13 protein-coding genes are annotated in these 15,778 nt (G+C 44.4%); 4 read left to right on the top strand and 9 right to left on the bottom strand.

Features of this window, described 5'->3' with window-relative positions; genetic code table 11:
• Positions 1-26: 26 nt before the first annotated feature.
• From MHI21_RS25245 to MHI21_RS25235, 3 genes are read right to left on the bottom strand one after another with little or no spacing between them, the layout of a single operon-like run.
• Positions 27-1,373, bottom strand: coding sequence for a GntP family permease (locus tag MHI21_RS25245; RefSeq protein WP_023991059.1), 1,347 nt, complete (start codon positions 1,371-1,373; stop codon positions 27-29).
• A gap of 26 nt (positions 1,374-1,399) precedes the next feature.
• A complete protein-coding gene (gene gntK / locus MHI21_RS25240; RefSeq protein WP_342419132.1) occupies positions 1,400-2,938 on the bottom strand; it encodes a gluconokinase in 1,539 nt (512 codons plus the stop codon).
• The gene (locus MHI21_RS25235) at positions 2,931-3,662 is read right to left on the bottom strand and encodes a GntR family transcriptional regulator (protein WP_342419131.1); all 732 of its coding nucleotides are present in this window, start codon (positions 3,660-3,662) and stop codon (positions 2,931-2,933) included. The genes gntK and MHI21_RS25235 overlap by 8 nt, the downstream gene beginning before the upstream one ends.
• A gap of 253 nt (positions 3,663-3,915) precedes the next feature.
• Here MHI21_RS25235 and MHI21_RS25230 point away from each other — a divergent pair, with 253 nt between their 5' ends.
• Both MHI21_RS25230 and MHI21_RS25225 read left to right on the top strand, forming a co-directional pair.
• Positions 3,916-5,211, top strand: coding sequence for an SLC13 family permease (locus MHI21_RS25230; protein ID WP_028540931.1), 1,296 nt, complete (start codon positions 3,916-3,918; stop codon positions 5,209-5,211).
• Positions 5,212-5,232: 21 nt separating this feature from the next.
• Complete coding sequence (locus tag MHI21_RS25225) at positions 5,233-6,378, top strand: glycerate kinase (protein WP_272639521.1); 1,146 nt, start codon at positions 5,233-5,235, stop codon at positions 6,376-6,378.
• Positions 6,379-6,550: 172 nt separating this feature from the next.
• Here the strand turns inward: MHI21_RS25225 and MHI21_RS25220 are convergent, their stop codons facing one another.
• The 6 genes from MHI21_RS25220 to MHI21_RS25195 all read right to left on the bottom strand — a co-directional run bounded on the left by MHI21_RS25220 (position 6,551) and on the right by MHI21_RS25195 (position 11,511).
• A complete protein-coding gene (locus MHI21_RS25220; protein WP_342419130.1) occupies positions 6,551-7,591 on the bottom strand; it encodes a sugar diacid recognition domain-containing protein in 1,041 nt (346 codons plus the stop codon).
• Positions 7,592-7,883: 292 nt separating this feature from the next.
• Positions 7,884-9,014 carry an RDD family protein gene (locus MHI21_RS25215; protein ID WP_342419129.1) on the bottom strand — a complete coding sequence of 377 codons (1,131 nt, stop codon included), beginning with the start codon at positions 9,012-9,014 and terminating at the stop codon, positions 7,884-7,886.
• Positions 9,015-9,353: 339 nt separating this feature from the next.
• Positions 9,354-9,725: a GNAT family N-acetyltransferase gene (locus MHI21_RS25210; RefSeq protein WP_342420248.1), complete on the bottom strand. Its 372-nt coding sequence runs from the start codon at positions 9,723-9,725 to the stop codon at positions 9,354-9,356.
• A gap of 102 nt (positions 9,726-9,827) precedes the next feature.
• The gene (locus MHI21_RS25205; protein WP_342419128.1) at positions 9,828-10,217 is read right to left on the bottom strand and encodes a GNAT family N-acetyltransferase; all 390 of its coding nucleotides are present in this window, start codon (positions 10,215-10,217) and stop codon (positions 9,828-9,830) included.
• Between the two features lie 101 nt (positions 10,218-10,318).
• A complete protein-coding gene (locus MHI21_RS25200) occupies positions 10,319-10,756 on the bottom strand; it encodes a MerR family transcriptional regulator (RefSeq protein ID WP_342419127.1) in 438 nt (145 codons plus the stop codon).
• Between the two features lie 26 nt (positions 10,757-10,782).
• Positions 10,783-11,511, bottom strand: coding sequence for an SDR family oxidoreductase (locus MHI21_RS25195; RefSeq protein ID WP_342419126.1), 729 nt, complete (start codon positions 11,509-11,511; stop codon positions 10,783-10,785).
• 150 nt (positions 11,512-11,661) lie between these two features.
• On the opposite strand from MHI21_RS25195, the gene MHI21_RS25190 reads away from it, so the two are divergent.
• Both MHI21_RS25190 and MHI21_RS25185 read left to right on the top strand, forming a co-directional pair.
• Positions 11,662-13,614 carry a BglG family transcription antiterminator gene (locus tag MHI21_RS25190; protein ID WP_342419125.1) on the top strand — a complete coding sequence of 651 codons (1,953 nt, stop codon included), beginning with the start codon at positions 11,662-11,664 and terminating at the stop codon, positions 13,612-13,614.
• 164 nt (positions 13,615-13,778) lie between these two features.
• Positions 13,779-15,758: a PTS fructose transporter subunit IIABC gene (locus MHI21_RS25185; RefSeq protein WP_342419124.1), complete on the top strand. Its 1,980-nt coding sequence runs from the start codon at positions 13,779-13,781 to the stop codon at positions 15,756-15,758.
• Positions 15,759-15,778 lie beyond the last annotated feature (20 nt).

Genomic DNA, 15,778 nt, shown 5'->3' with positions numbered 1-15,778 from the left:
GGGATCCACCGCCCGGAAATCATGGTTTATACGAATAAACTTAGTACTAAAATAAATCCTAATCCGGCTACAGAAATGATGGTCTCAAGCAATGTCCATGTTGCAAATGTTTCTTTCATACTTAAACCAAAATATTCTTTAAACATCCAGAAACCAGCATCGTTAACATGTGAAGCTATTAAACTACCCGCTCCCGTTGCAAGCACAACTAAGGCAAGATTAACGTCAGATTGTCCTAACATCGGGATAACTAAACCAGCGGTTGTTAAAGCTGCGACAGTTGCAGAACCTAAGGAAATACGTAATATTGCAGCGATAATCCAGGCAAGCAAGATGGGTGATAATGTAGTTCCATTGAATAATTCAGCTACATAGTCACCTACGCCGCCATTAATCAGTACTTGTTTGAAGGCGCCGCCACCCCCAATGATTAAGAGCATCATCCCAATATGAGTAATAGCCGTTGTACAAGATGCCATTACATTTTTGATTGGAATTTTTCTTGCTATTCCCATGGTATAGACAGCTACCAGTAAGGAAATTAACATGGAAGTTGATGCATCACCAATAAAACGGATCGCTGCTAGTAAACTACTATCTTCAAATCCCATTGTTTTTTGAAGCAAAGTAATAACCGTAGCAATAGACATTAAAATAACAGGAAGCATTGCAGTAAATACACTGATACCAAATCCCGGAGTTTCCTCGGATTTAAATACTTTTTGTTCACCTAAAGAGGCAATATTACCCGTTTTCGTAAATGATGCAGGTACGAGTTTTTTGGCAAGCTTAGTAAACACAGGTCCAGCTAAAATAACGGTTGGAATGGCAATAATGAAACCGTACAGTAAAACCTCACCAAGGTTCGCACCATATTCACCAGCAATAACTGTCGGTCCTGGGTGTGGAGGTAAGAAACCATGTGTTACGGATAAAGCTGCAACCATCGGAATCCCGAGATATAAAATAGAAACTTTTAATTCTTTTGAAATGGCAAATATGATTGGAATTAACAATACTAATCCTACTTCAAAAAATAACGCCACACCGATAATGAATGAAGCAGCTACGACTGCCCATTGGATATTTTTTTCACCAAATTTGTCTACGAGGGTCATGGCAATTCGTTGAGCACCACCAGAATCAGCGATCAACTTACCCAACATCGCTCCAAGTCCAAAGATTAACGCTAAGTGACCAAGGGTTCCGCCTAATCCGGCTTCGATGGTTTTGACAATTTCCTCTAATGGCATTCCAAGTGCTAAAGCGACGCCGAACGATACAATGATTAATGAAATAAAGGTATTCAATTTAAAACCCATTATTAAAACTAATAATGCTAAAATTCCAATCGCTACGATAACTAATGGCATTGTAATTACCCCCTGTTTTTATCTTTTTAGTGTTTAATTAAGCTTCTTTGATAATTGGAAATCCGTGTATAATCATCTTCTAATACTCTGGATAGGTTAATGAAAATCGGCAGCAATTTCCTATATTCCTTGGTTGCTTCTTCTTTTGGTGTATGTTTGTTGGTACTGCCAATCATTTCAGAAACGACTTCAAAGGACTGGATTTGTCCGGTGGCATACAAGCCTAAAATACAAGCTCCTAGACAAGAACTTTCGTAGCTTTCTGGAACGACGACTTCAGATGAGAATATGTCAGACATCATTTGCCGCCAAACATCTGATCTTGCGAAGCCTCCAGTAGCTTGAATTCGGGTCACAGGACCGTCCATACATTCGGTTAATGCTAAAAATACGGTGTACAAATTGTAAATGACTCCTTCTAGGGCTGCGCGAATCATATGTTCTTTCTTATGTGACATCGTTAAACCGAAGAATGAGCCACGTACGTCTGGGTTCCATAATGGCGCACGTTCACCAGCCAGGTATGGATGGAATAACAATCCGTCAGATCCTGGTCTTACACGTTCAGCAATCTTGGTTAGTACATCATATGGATCAATTCCTAGTCTTTTCGCTGTTTCTACTTCTGATGAGGCAAGTTCGTCACGGATCCAGCGAAGGACCATCCCGCCATTGTTCACCGGCCCCCCAATAACCCAGTGCTTTTCTGTTAAGGCATAACAAAATATTCTTCCCTTTTCGTCTGTTTGAGGCTTGTCTATAATGGTTCGAATGGCACCGCTTGTCCCGATTGTGACGGCAACTTCGCCTTTTCGTATCGCATTTACACCTAGATTAGAAAGGACTCCATCGCTAGCTCCAATGACAAACGATGTTTGTGGATCGATCCCCATCTTTTTTGCTAAATCTGAATTACAGTTGGTAAATATCCTGGTTGTTGGCACAAGCTCAGATAATTGAGAAGGGGTTATACCAGCAATTTTTAATGCCTCTTCATCCCAATCTAATTTTTCTAGATTCATCATACCCATGGCAGAAGCTAGGGAATAATCCACTACATATTGATCAAAGAACTTTTTAAAAATATATTCTTTAATTCCGATATACTTTTTAGCCTTGACAGCGGTTTCAGGAAGGTCATTCACAATCCAAGCTATTTTTGTTAAGGGTGACATGGGGTGAATAGGTGTTCCTGTTCGTTTATAGACTTCATGGCCATTCAGCTCATCTTTTATTTTATGTGCCCATGCTTCACTTCGATTATCTGCCCAAGTGATACAAGACGTCAGTGGGCGGTCATTTTCATCCATCGCAATGACACTATGCATGGCACTGCTAAATGAAATAAACGATAGCTTTTTTTGTGAGTGATGTTTCATTATATTCGAAGTGGCTTGCAGGACAGCCTGAAAAATCTCTTCTGGGTTTTGTTCAGCTGTCGCTATATCCGGTGTATAAAGTGGGTATCCAATATTCTCTTGTTGGATGACTTCGCCTTTTTCGCTAAATAGAACGGCTTTCGTACTTGTGGTTCCGATATCTATACCTAACATATAGTTAGTCATTTTGTTGCACGACTCCTTTAGATAGCATTTGTTGTGACATCCATAGGTCTTCTACTTTACCTTGAACATCATCAAAGTTTTCATGTAAAGACTTGATCATGAGGCCTCTATCTTTTACTTTGATTGCCTCAATATAAAGTTCGTGATTGTTTATAATCCGTGTAAAATCTTCATACTTTTCAGTGAAACGCATACGCATCGACAAAAGAATGAGACTTTCCATAACAGGCTTTAAATTATTCCAGATCATCAGAATATGTGAATGATTGACTGCACGAATAATCGTTTCATGGAACAAGACATCTTGATACGAAAACTCATCAGCATCACTATATTTGACGGCGACTTTCATCATTTCGAGAATTTTACTAAGTTCCTTCGCCAAATCATTAGTGTCCATCTTTACAAGACGTTCAAATACGAAGGATTCTATGAGCAGACGAACATCATAAATTTCTTCTATTTCTTTTTCTGATAGGCCAATAACAACGGCTCCCATTCTTTCTAATCGAATGATATTTTCGGATGCCAGTATTTTTAACGCTTCACGAATGGGTGAGCGACTTACAGTGAAATCAGCAGCTAGTTTATTTTCAGATAATATGGTACCGCTTTCAATCCCGCCAGAAATAATGCGCATTCTAAGCTCGGATGTTACGCGATCACCAGCAGAGGCTTTTAAAAGCCATTTGGAGGGATATAGGAATTCTGATTCAACCATCATTTCACCTTCTCAATTAATCAAGTATACTTGTATACAGGTATTATAATCTGAAATTTTAAATTTGCAAGCGTATACATTAAATTTGTTTTGTAACGCCACTATACATAAAATGAAAATTGCATATTAAGACATAGATCCTGTTCGGATTTTTTGTTCAAATGCACAATCAATTTCGTCTGTTCTTCAATATTTTTAACGTGCGGCAATCGATATAATGAAAGCGTAATCAAAAATTGCCCGGGGGGTTAGACATATGGAAGGATTGACGATCAGTTGGATAGGAGCTCTGGCAGGGCTGGCTATTGCAATTATTCTGATATTAAGAAAGCTGAATCCGGTTTACGCTTTATTTTTGGGAGCTATTGTAGGCGCTTTATTGGGCGGAGCCAATTTGGAACAGACGATCAGCGTGTTAATAAGCGGTACGCAAAGTGTGATGGGGACGGTCATTCGTGTGCTTGCCGCAGGTGTATTGGCAGGTGTAATGATGGAATCCGGGGCAGCGGAGACGATTGCGCAGGCTATTGTAAAGAAGTTCGGCGGCAGTAAAGCGATTCTCGCACTAGCCTTGGCGACGATGATTATTACGGCGGTAGGTGTATTTATTCCCGTTGCCGTGTTGATTGTGGCACCTATTGCATTGTCGGTCGGTAACAAAATGGGGATTTCCAAGCTGGCGCTCTTGTTGGCTTTATCTGGAGGCGGAAAAGCGGGGAACATCATCTCTCCCAATCCTAATACGATTGCGGCGGCGCGCGGATTTAATCTGGATTTAAGCCACGTGATGTTGGCGGGTGTGGTTCCTGCGATATGCGGTTTAATCATGACTGTTTTGGTGGCATCTATGCTGAAAACCAAAGGTGTGAAGGTGTCCGACCAGGATATCATGGACAGTGATGTCGATACATCGAAATACCCGGCGTTGGGACGGGCGATTGTAGCCCCTTTGGTAGCTGTTATTTTGCTGATGATTAACCCGATTGGTTCCATCTCTGGTATTGAAGCACTTTCGAATTTCAAGGTGGATGCGATGTACATTTTGCCGATCGCTGGGATTGTGGGTATGCTGGCCATGGGACAAGGGCGCAATATCCTGAAGTATTCGGCCTCCGGTTTGAATAAAATGACGGCGACCGTGCTGATTTTGATCGGTGCAGGAGGGATTGCGGGTCTGATCTCTGCCTCCAACTTGTCTGCTCAGGTGGTTGGCCTGATTGAAGCTTCGGGAGTTTCCGGTACATTTTTGGCACCGCTTGCAGGTATTCTGATGGCAGCTGCTACGGCGTCCACCTCGACTGGAGTTATTTTGGCGACAGGCTCGTTTGGGGAAGCCATTCTGAACATGGGAACGGCCCCACTCGCTGCAGCTGTGATGGTGCATACAGGAGCTACAGTCATTGATTCCTTGCCGCAGGGCAACTATTTTCACGTCACGGCAGACAGCATGAAAATGAGCATTAAACAACGGATGGGATTGATTCCTTACGAAGCTATTGTGGGTGGAACGATGGCAATTGTAGCGACAATCATGTATGGATTTTTACTTTAATATTCACGATGGGGTGAGAAGATGAGAGAGAAAACATTTGTGCTGGCACCAGATTCTTTTAAAGAAAGCATGACGGCTAAAGAAGTGTGTATCGCGATGGAGAAAGGACTGCGCAAGGTCTATCCGGCGGCGAATTATGTCCACGTACCGATGGCGGACGGTGGTGAAGGAACGGTGCAGTCACTGGTGGATGCGACAGGCGGGCAGATTCGTTATATCGAGGTGACAGGACCGCTTGGAGAACCTGTAACTGCTGCATACGGCTTGCTGGGAGACGGCACCACGGCGGCAATCGAGATGGCATCTGCTAGTGGAATCCATCTGGTCAACAAGGATAACAAAAACCCGTTAAAGACAACAACCTACGGCACAGGGGAGTTAATCCGTGAATGTCTGAATCAGGGAATTCGAAAAATTATCATCGGCATTGGCGGAAGCGCGACGAATGATGGCGGTACAGGAATGGCGGAAGCGCTGGGCGCCAGATTTCTGGATGCAACAGGCAATACTCTTCCGCGCGGCGGCGGTAGTCTGGGCGAGCTGGCCAGTGTTGATATTTCATCACTGGATGACCGCTTGCAGCAGGTACAACTGATTGTAGCCTGTGATGTGACAAATCCGCTGTGCGGAGAGCATGGGGCATCTCAAGTATTCGGGCCACAAAAAGGGGCAACCCCGGAGATGGTGCAGCAATTGGATGCCAATCTTGCCCATTACGCCGATGTGGTGAAGCAGCAGCTGGGCAAGGATGTGCGCGATCTTCCAGGCGCAGGCGCAGCAGGTGGATTGGGTGCGGGCCTATTAATTTTCACTCAGGCGACGCTGCAAAAAGGCATTGAAATTGTGATTGAATACACCGGTTTAAAACAAAAGCTCGCCACTGCCGATATCGTTTTGACGGGGGAAGGCGGTATTGACTTTCAGACCAAATTCGGTAAAACCCCGTATGGAGTAGCTCAGGCGGCAAAACAGTCTGGTAAAAAGGTCATTGCCGTCGCAGGTTATATTGGGGAAGGGATCGACACGTTGTACAAGGAAGGGATAGATGCGGTGTTTGGCATCGTGCCGGGAGCCTCGGAGCTCGGTAAGCTGCTGGCCGAAGGGCCGCAAAACGTAGAGCGTACGTGCGAGAATATCGCAAGAGTACTTCAGTTCAGCGAGAAATGAACAGATGGAGAAGTGATTATAAACATAAAACGGCATCATACAAGTACGATATAATACGAGCGCTCGCCTGTAATCCCGAACTTAGCCAAAGCCGGATTGACTGAGAAATTTGGGAGTGACGGCGAGCGTAAATATGATATTACTGGCGCATGGTCTGGCGTGATACAGCAGTTCATTTATACAGTGCCAATAAGCCGTGCGTAAGCTCAAAAAGCTGAAGGAGATTACGGGGATCTTTACCGGTTAAGGTATGGATGCGCTTCAGGCGGTATTGCAGCGTATTTCGGTGAATATTTAATTCATCTGCGGTAAAGGAGACACTGCCGTTATGGTTAATAAAGCTTCGCAGCGTATCCAGCAAATCCACAGTATCTTCCAGCTTGCTAACCAGATAGATCGTGTTCGTCAGGTTCGTTTGACTCAATTTGACCAGAAATTCGACTTCCGCAAAAGAAATTTTTTGCACAGGCGGGCGCAAAGCCAGTAAAACATTCATAGCTGACTTGGCTTGCATATAAACATCCGCAATGTTGTGCTCTTGTCTGCTGACCGTAATCAGCACATCGGGATGACTGCGCACAAGTGGCTCTAGCAGTTTGTCTGTCGGCTCCTGATTTTGTATTAGAATGAGATAGCAGTCTTCTTCCATGCGAAAGGATGGATGCTGCATGAATATATTGGACAAATCGGCTAAATGAGCTGGATCAGTAGGCAGATATTTTACATATACAGCCGAAGTTTTTAGAAGCAAATCAATGTGATATTGAGCTGCTTCTTTTTTTATTTTTTGCGTGTAAGCTCCCTGATGATTTAACAACATTTCCAGCACAGACTTTTTGCGGTTGGCTTCGTGGGCCAGATGCTCCAACGAGATGCGCTGTTCAATCAGGAGAGACACCGTAGTTTTAACAATATTGCAGAAAGGACGCACTTCATCGGGATTGCCTGAAATACCAATGACACCAACTAACTCATGATGAATGACAATCGGTTCATTGGTTCCCTTTTTCTCATAGTGGCCGTCCTGCCACACTTCAATCATTTTCCCAGTTTCGAGCGCCTGAACAGCTCCTTGGTGAATGGTTCCGATTCGTTCACTCTCGCCGCTGCCTATGATGATGCCTCGTTCATTCATAATATTGATATTGTATGGAATATCCTTCATCATTTTGTCTACGATGTCTTGGGCTTGTTTTTCGGAGAGCTGAAACAAATCAGGATTCCTCCTTTATCTATAGTGATATAGCGTATTTTAATGTACCACCTTAATGAAAGGGTTTTCAATTCATTGTGCATCTGAACAATATGATAAGGCGGATTACCAAACATGTCAGTCAATTTTATCATAGATGTGAAATTGCAGCGTATTATGATAATCCATTAGACGATGTTATATATTTTTGTATTGAGTGTAATCTAAGGAAGAGTATAGTTGTACGCAAAAAACAGGGCTCTAAGGAGCACCTGCTTTTTGTGTCTATCCTTTTTATTGCCAGCCACGCTGTCTAATGACGAACCTCGCGGAAGCTATAGGTAATGTCGTGTAGTTCTTTCTTTAAACGGGCATCTTTAGACGCTGGTGCATATCCAAGCACCTGGTAGTAATTACTTTCGGTCTCAATAATCGCTACATGGGTAACATATTTGTCCACATCTTTCTTGCCTTTAATCACGAACTCAAGGGCAGGATATCCATAAATGGTTGTGTTAGAGACAGGTCCTACACTGGACAGGTTCCACTCTTTGGTTAAATTATTTTCAGCTTTCTTACTGTACTGTTGAAGAGTTATATTGCCCAATTGCTTTTTTGAGTGGGATAGTACCACAACGGATTTTTGGATGTACGGATTGAATATTGCAATCTCTGCCTTTCCTTCACGGTCCGGGTCTGTTGACCAGTCCAGCGGGGCCGTGATTTGAAACCGTCCATCTTTACTTACATAGCTTTGCTCTTTCTTGCTCACCGGAACTTCAGGAGGTACGTAACTGTCTGCAAGTATAAAAATAACATTTACAAACGAGGCTCCCAAGATCACCATTGTGGTAAAAAATATAAAGAGCGAACGTTTCATTGTCTTTTTGCTAATCGGCTCTAAATCCCGTACCTTTACAACATATGTACCTGCAGCTAAATCTCCAATTCGTTGTCTTGATGCAGTTACTAACACACTGATACCAGCAGGTATCCCACCCATTAGCAATGGATTGGTGTCGATTAGCCTGAGCAGCGTACGAATGAGTGATTTAAGAAAACCGGGAGGCTTTCCTTCCCCGTTAACCACCTGAATACGAAAAACGAACTTACCCAGCGTATAGCCTGTGTAACCTTCCAAAAGCAAATAATAGCTGAAGAAAGCAATAAGCAGAATACAACGGGATGCAATCGCTAAAGGCAAAAACCATCTATCCGTTATTTGAATGACAGAAATAAAAAAACAAATATACCCGATTACAAAGAATATGCAATCAAAAACCGTTGCTCCCCACCGTCTAAACAGAGTAGAATTCCCGTATGTTTTTGATAACGCCGCCATCCTGTTTGGATCTACCCCATAATTTTGACCATGCCGAATGTACGTCTGTCTTGAAGTTTCCTGCGGAATGTGTGATATGTGCTGTTCGTCCAAAAAATACACCTCTTCTTAATAATTAAAAACACACTCCTTATATTAACGGTCATTTTATAATCCATGTTTAGGAAAACATTCTATAAACAAAGAAATTATTATAAATATCCCTTCCTCTCATTGAACCGCATTCAGGCGCTAGTAGAGCCAGAGAATGCCCAATCCTTGCGGTTGCTTGAAAAAGCAGGCTTTCGGCAAGAAGGGCTCCTCTCCCAATATGAATTTACGTTAGGGAAATATGATGATCTTTACATGTGCGCATTGGTCAAATCAGAGTATATCAATCGTTCTCAGAAATGATAGATGTAGGTGAATCAAGCAGGGGAGCATGGATAGGAAGAAGGTTGATCATTGTACAACATGATCGACCTTCAGCGGCATACCCATTTCATATTGCTCAATGGGGTCTTTCGAGAGACCTATTTTTTGGATAAAGCCTTCAAGAGAGTCATTGTCAGACAGACAGATGTACACCTTCTCAATCTTTTGGGTCTCTGCTGCTCTATGAAGGAGGGCGCATCCTAATCCTTGGTTGCGATGCTTAGGATCGACCCAAAGAAAGTTGATTTTACCCTTAGCACTCATGCTCACCATGCCGAGGCACGTTTGATTCACTTCGTAGATGCCGAGAAAAGCTTCCTGTGTACTGGTGGCGTAATAAGGTGTGTCGCTTTGCCAATGGATGTGGCAGTCGGTGAGGGTCTTACGAAAAGCTGCGATGTCATCAAATGTAACTTCCTTAAGAATATACGAAGATGAGAGGGCAGCGGGTGGGGCGGAGGGCAGAGTGCCGTTGTAGTATTTCAGCGTATAGCGTGGCTGCTAGCCTTGCTTTTCATATAATTTAACGGCCCGATGATTATCCTTGATGACTTCGAGCCATAGCTGCTGGCAGTCCGCGGAGATGGCTGTTTGTTTATGTAATTCCAGCAACTTGTTGCTAATCCCTTGACCGCGGTAAGCTGGAGCGATGCATAGCGTGCCGCAACGCATGGTCTTGTACCCGTCGAACTGCCGGACACCGCCGAGAATTAAGCCGATCGGTTGATCCTCATCCATGGCAAGGAAAGAGTGATTCCGTGTATTACCCTCTGGACCAAAAAAACGTGCTACGAAATCGTCCTGATCCATGGTCAGGCGAATGGAATAATCAGAGAACCCAAGCGAAAATGCTTGAAAAATGTGTTCCATGCTGACGTCATTGCATCTCATATAGGTGATCACCGTTATTCCCCCTAGAAATTCATCTATATTTGGATTATAGGGAATTAAGGGAGATCCATCAATCTCCCACTGAAAATGAAAATAACCCCTTAAAAAAGGGGTTTGGTGCTGGGTGTTGTAGGGTTGCAATTCGTGTCGCTAAGATCAGGATTGGTAGAGAGGTCACGATAATGGTTGAGCTTATATTCAATAATTTTTTGGGTTTCCATAAGTTTGGAAATTTCTTGTTGAATCTTCTGATTATGTTTCTCAAGTAAGGAGTGTCTGATCGGAATGGTGCTGTTGCCTTGCATCGAAAGTTCTCGATAATGCTTCATTTCCTCTATAGTCATTCCAGTGGCTTTTAATCGGGTTAAAAAGATAATCCCCAGAATCTGATCTCTACTGTAGAACCTGTGTCCGTTAGCCTTTCGTTCAGCATAAGGCAGTAAGCCAATTCGCTCATAATAGCGTATAGTATCTTCTGTTAAACCTGTTAGTTCTGCAGCTTGACTAATAGAGGTTATGGTCTCCGGAATTTCCTGCAAAGTATCCCACTCCTTAATTGTAACGATTACCAAGGCACTTCTCCAGTCGAGTCGAAAAACCCTCCTGACGGCCCGTCACTATTTAAAGTAGCTAAACGAACAACGACAGCAGCAGCTTGTTGTACCGAACCTGGTCCTGTAAAGCTATTTAAGTCAGTAGCGGTAAAGCCAGGGTCAGCCGAATTAATTTTGAGAGGTGAGTCTTTGAATTCTTTGGCAAGGGTGACGGTGAACATATTAACCGCTGCTTTGCTGCTATTGTAGGCAAGCAAATTAAATTGTGCATGCTCATGCTCAGGATCGCTATTATAGGTTAACGAACCAAGGCCACTCGACAAATTAACGATTCTACCACAAGGAGATTTTTGCAATAAAGGCAGCATAGCTTGCGTCACCGCGACCAAACCGAAAAAGTTTGTTTCATACGTTTCTCTTAAATCGTCCAAAGAGAACTGACTTGGAGGAGTAGCCCCTCCCAAAGATATGCCGGCATTGTTGATGAGTACATCAAGGGAACCGAATTCTTGTTTGATCTGTTGGACTGCGGAATCAATCGTACTTTGATTCGTCACGTCTAACAAAATCAATCGGGCTTCTACTCCCTCATTAGCCAACTTAGCCACCGCTTCCCGGCCGCTCTGCTCATTCCGTGAGCCAATCAGGATTGTAAGACCCATACCCCCCAATTGTCTGGCTGTTTCATACCCGATGCCTTTGTTGGCCCCAGTAATAAGAACTGTTTTCCCAATGGTCATGAGCGATTCCTCTTTTCATTATTCTTAAATTTGGCGGCCACCATGCTTTAAATGTACTACTTGGAGTATACTTAAAGTCAACACAAAACCAGCAAAAATATAGCTCGAAATGCCCTGGACATTCTTTATTTTGGAAGATGGGAGAATGGAATGAATAAAAGGCAAATGGAAATTTTACGCATGTTGTTAACTGAACCGGACCGGTTGTGGTTAGCGCAGGATCTGGCGGATCTGACCGACTGCTCTGAAAAGACGATCCGCAACGATCTGAAAGTAATTGAAGATTATATCGTTAAGCATTCTGATGCCAATCTGGTGAGAAGGCCGGGACGCGGCATTTATCTGGAGATGGGTGAAGCGGATCAGAATGAATTGTTCCATCGACTGTATGCGGACGAGAGTACAGCCCAACATGAGTCGGATGAGGAAAGGGTGCTGCATCTCGCCTATCGGCTCTTGATGAATGCCAAGCCTGTGACCATCCAGGATCTAGCTTCACAGTATTATGTGAACAAGACGGTGATCCGTAGAGATATGGAGAAGATTGATGGCTGGCTGCATAGCTTTGATCTAGCCTTGATTACCAAGCAGCGCGTAGGCTTGACCATTCAAGGATCTGAGAAAAATAAGCGAATCGCTTTGGCGCGGATGAACCAGCTGATTGACAGTCCTGAGTTAACAGGACAGATGATGCGCAAACAGTTTGAATCGCACGAGATTACAACCATAAATCATGAATTAAAAGCATTTCAAAAACGCTATGAGCTCAGCTTTACTGACGAAGCTTTCGAAGCTCTAATGCTGCATATCCTCTTAATGGTCAAACGAACCAAGATGGGACAGCCCATTTCCCTCTCCAAGCAGGACATTTCCTTTTTGCAGGAGAGACGCGAATTTACATGGGCTACGTCTTTTTTGCAGCAGTTGCAAAAGTTGTTTGCCGTGCCTTTTTCCAAGGAAGAGACGGCGTATTTAACTCTGCATCTGCTTAGCGGGAAGTTCCGTTACCAGCAAGAGGAAAGAACGGGAAAACAAGGTGAGCTGGTAGATAGCCACCCGCTTTTACCTGAGTTGATTGAGCAGTTAGTCCGGCGGATGTCCGAGCTGAATATGATTGCCTTTTCCAAGGACAAGATGTTGTTGAAAGGGTTGAATGTCCATTTATATACGACCCTGAACCGTCTTCAATATGGGTTGACCGTGTCCAATCCTATGCTGGCCGAGATCAAGAAGATGTACCCCTACATGTTCGACCGAGTTATTATTACACTGGAAGAGGTGGGGAAATGGACCCGGCTATCCTTCCCCGAGGAGGAAGCGGCGTATTTAACGCTGCATTTTCAGGCTTCTGTGGAGCGATTGCACCAGAAAGAGAGTCATCCCCAGAGAGCCATCATCGTGTGTCACATGGGCATCGGTATGTCCCAACTGCTACGCACCAAGGTGGAACGTAAATTTCCGGCTGTACATGTGGAGACAACCCTTTCCAAAGCAGAAGTCCAGGACTATCTGGCAGCCCAGGAGGTGGATCTCGTCATTACCACTGTAGATCTCCCAGAGATGAACATTCCGCACATTCTCGTCTCTCCCTTGCTGGATGCCAAGGACGAACGTCGACTGGAGCAAGTGATCCGACGACTGGATGAGCCGGAACATAGGGCAGCAGAAGAATCGGTATTTTTTAAATATACAACACCTTTTTTGGTCTTTCCCCAGCAGGAAGTGCAGCATCCGGAACAATTGATCTCCAAGCTGGCGCAAATACTGGAGGACAAAGGATATGTGGAGCCTGGTTATGTGGACAGCGTACTGGAGCGAGAAAAAATGTCGGCCACGACGATTGGGGGAGGCATAGCCATCCCGCATGGCGGTTCTGAGTGGATAAGGCAGTCCTCTATTGTAATCGCTACTTTGAAGCAGCCGCTTACCTGGGGAACCGAGAAAGTAGAGCTTGTGTTCTTGCTTGCGGTCAAACAGGATGGGCGGGAAGAAATGCGCCAGTTATTTAAGGAATTGTCCCTGATCAGTGAGCAACCTGCTTTGGTTCATGCCTTATCTAAAGAGACCGATGCGATGAGATTATTAGGGAGAATGAAGGGATAAACTAAAAAGCTGTGCTCTGGAACAGGACTTATAGATAAGTCCTGTTTTTTGCCGGTATAATTCCTTTTTTCCGAAAGTTCCGGTAAAAAGTTCGTCCGATAACAGCAAGATAGGCGTTTATACTATCAATGTAAGCGGAAACAACAGAGAGAAGGGGAATGACTATGAAGATACTGGCGATTACCTCATGTCCTAACGGAATTGCACATACGTATATGGCAGCTGAGAATCTGCAAAAGGCAGCAGCAAAACTGGGCGTCGAGATGAAGGTCGAGACACAAGGCTCCATTGGAGTCGAAAATCAACTGACCGAGCAGGAGATCCGTGAGGCAGATGGCATTATTATTGCAGCGGATAAAACGGTGGTTAAAGACCGCTTCGTCGGTAAGAAACTACTGGTCGTTGGCGTACAGGATGGCATTCGCCGTCCAGAAGAATTGATCCAGCGGGTGATGAAGGGTAATGTACCTGTGTACCAAGCAGAGTCACGTTCTGCCGAAGGTAGCTCACAGGAGAACAAACCGAAACAAAATCCCATCTACCGCCACTTGATGAACGGTGTATCCTATATGGTACCCTTCATCGTCATTGGGGGATTGCTCATTGCCATTGCGTTGACGATTGGCGGTGAGAAGACACCAGGCGGTCTGGTTATACCGGACGGTTCATTCTGGAAGACGGTTCAGGATATCGGTTCGGCTTCGTTTACCTTTATGATACCGATCCTCGCCGGATTTATCGCGATGAGCATTGCAGATAGACCGGGGCTTGCACCGGGTATGATTGGCGGATTCATTGCTGCGAACGGCAGCTTTTATGGAAGTGAGGCGGGGGCTGGATTTATCGGCGGCATTATCGCCGGTTTCCTGGCCGGTTATGTTGCACTTGGGATTCGGAAAATCAAGGTTGGCCGAGCATTACAGCCGATCATGCCTATAATTATTATCCCTGTATTGGCATCGTTAATTGTTGGATTAATCTTTGTCTTTGTAATCGGTGCTCCAGTCGCACAATTGTTTGAAGCTTTAACAGGTTGGCTTGCAGGTATGCAAGGTACAAGCTCAATTCTACTGGCATTGATTCTAGGTGCGATGATCTCCTTTGATATGGGCGGCCCTGTGAACAAAGTCGCTTTCTTATTCGGTTCGGCCATGATCGGCGAAGGGAATTATGAAATTATGGGGCCAATCGCCGTTGCGATTTGTATTCCACCGATTGGGATGGGACTTGCAGCGATGATCAACAAACGTAAATTTGCACCTGCGGAACGCGAGGCTGGGAAGGCAACATTCACAATGGGGTTGTTCGGTATTACCGAAGGTGCAATTCCATTCGCGGCGCAAGATCCACTACGTGTTATTCCTAGTATCATGGTAGGATCCATGGTCGGTTCAGTCATTGCGATGTTGGGGAATGTAGGTGACAAGGTAGCTCACGGTGGACCGATTGTAGCTGTACTTGGTGCAGTGGACCATGTGCTTATGTTCTTCATCGCCGTTATTGTCGGCGTAGCCGTATCGGTTGTCCTGGTGAGCTTGCTGAAAAAAGATATTGCAGCAACTGTAACTCCAGATGCTGCTGGGGAAGCTGGACAATCTGCGATTACTACAACGGACGCTATGGAGTCATCTGCTTCAACAACTGTTACAAATAATGGGCCAGCCGTTTCTCCACAAGCCATTCACATTGAGAAACTGACGGATATTGTAACGATGGATCTGATTAATTTGGATCTGGAAGGAACGACACGAGATGCTGTGGTTGATGAAATGATCGGAGTACTTGAGAGAACTGGAGCCGTAAGCTCTGCCAGTGATTTCAAACAGGCGATATTAGCCAGAGAGGAAGAAGGCTCCACAGGCATTGGAATGAATATTGCCATTCCTCATGGCAAATCGGAAGCGGTCCTGAAGCCAAGCGTGGTCTTCGGCATCAAGCAGGGCGGTGTTGACTGGAATAGTGCAGACGGAAGTGAAGCAAAACTGATCTTCATGATTGCCGTACCGCGCAACAGCAAGGAAAATGCGCATCTGAAAGTATTGCAAATGTTATCGCGTAAGCTGATGGATGATCATTTCAGAGAAGCGCTCCTGGCGGTTAAAACGAAGGAAGAAGCATATCAATTGCTGGATCAGGTGCATTAATTCCAAGCGATAAGAACTTG

This window comes from Paenibacillus sp. FSL H8-0168 (assembly GCF_038592955.1).
GTDB lineage: Bacteria > Bacillota > Bacilli > Paenibacillales > Paenibacillaceae > Paenibacillus > Paenibacillus polymyxa_B.
Note: the sequence above shows the minus strand (reverse complement) of the source record. Positions and strands in the feature narration are given on the sequence as shown.

Coding starts and splice junctions, on each gene's coding strand:
- MHI21_RS25245 (WP_023991059.1), bottom strand. CDS start 1,373: ATGCCATTAGTTATCGTAGCGATTGGAATTTTAGCATTATTAGTTTTA.
- gntK (WP_342419132.1), bottom strand. CDS start 2,938: ATGACTAACTATATGTTAGGTATAGATATCGGAACCACAAGTACGAAA.
- MHI21_RS25235 (WP_342419131.1), bottom strand. CDS start 3,662: ATGATGGTTGAATCAGAATTCCTATATCCCTCCAAATGGCTTTTAAAA.
- MHI21_RS25230 (WP_028540931.1), top strand. CDS start 3,916: ATGGAAGGATTGACGATCAGTTGGATAGGAGCTCTGGCAGGGCTGGCT.
- MHI21_RS25225 (WP_272639521.1), top strand. CDS start 5,233: ATGAGAGAGAAAACATTTGTGCTGGCACCAGATTCTTTTAAAGAAAGC.
- MHI21_RS25205 (WP_342419128.1), bottom strand. CDS start 10,217: ATGAGATGCAATGACGTCAGCATGGAACACATTTTTCAAGCATTTTCG.
- MHI21_RS25195 (WP_342419126.1), bottom strand. CDS start 11,511: ATGACCATTGGGAAAACAGTTCTTATTACTGGGGCCAACAAAGGCATC.
- MHI21_RS25190 (WP_342419125.1), top strand. CDS start 11,662: ATGAATAAAAGGCAAATGGAAATTTTACGCATGTTGTTAACTGAACCG.
- MHI21_RS25185 (WP_342419124.1), top strand. CDS start 13,779: ATGAAGATACTGGCGATTACCTCATGTCCTAACGGAATTGCACATACG.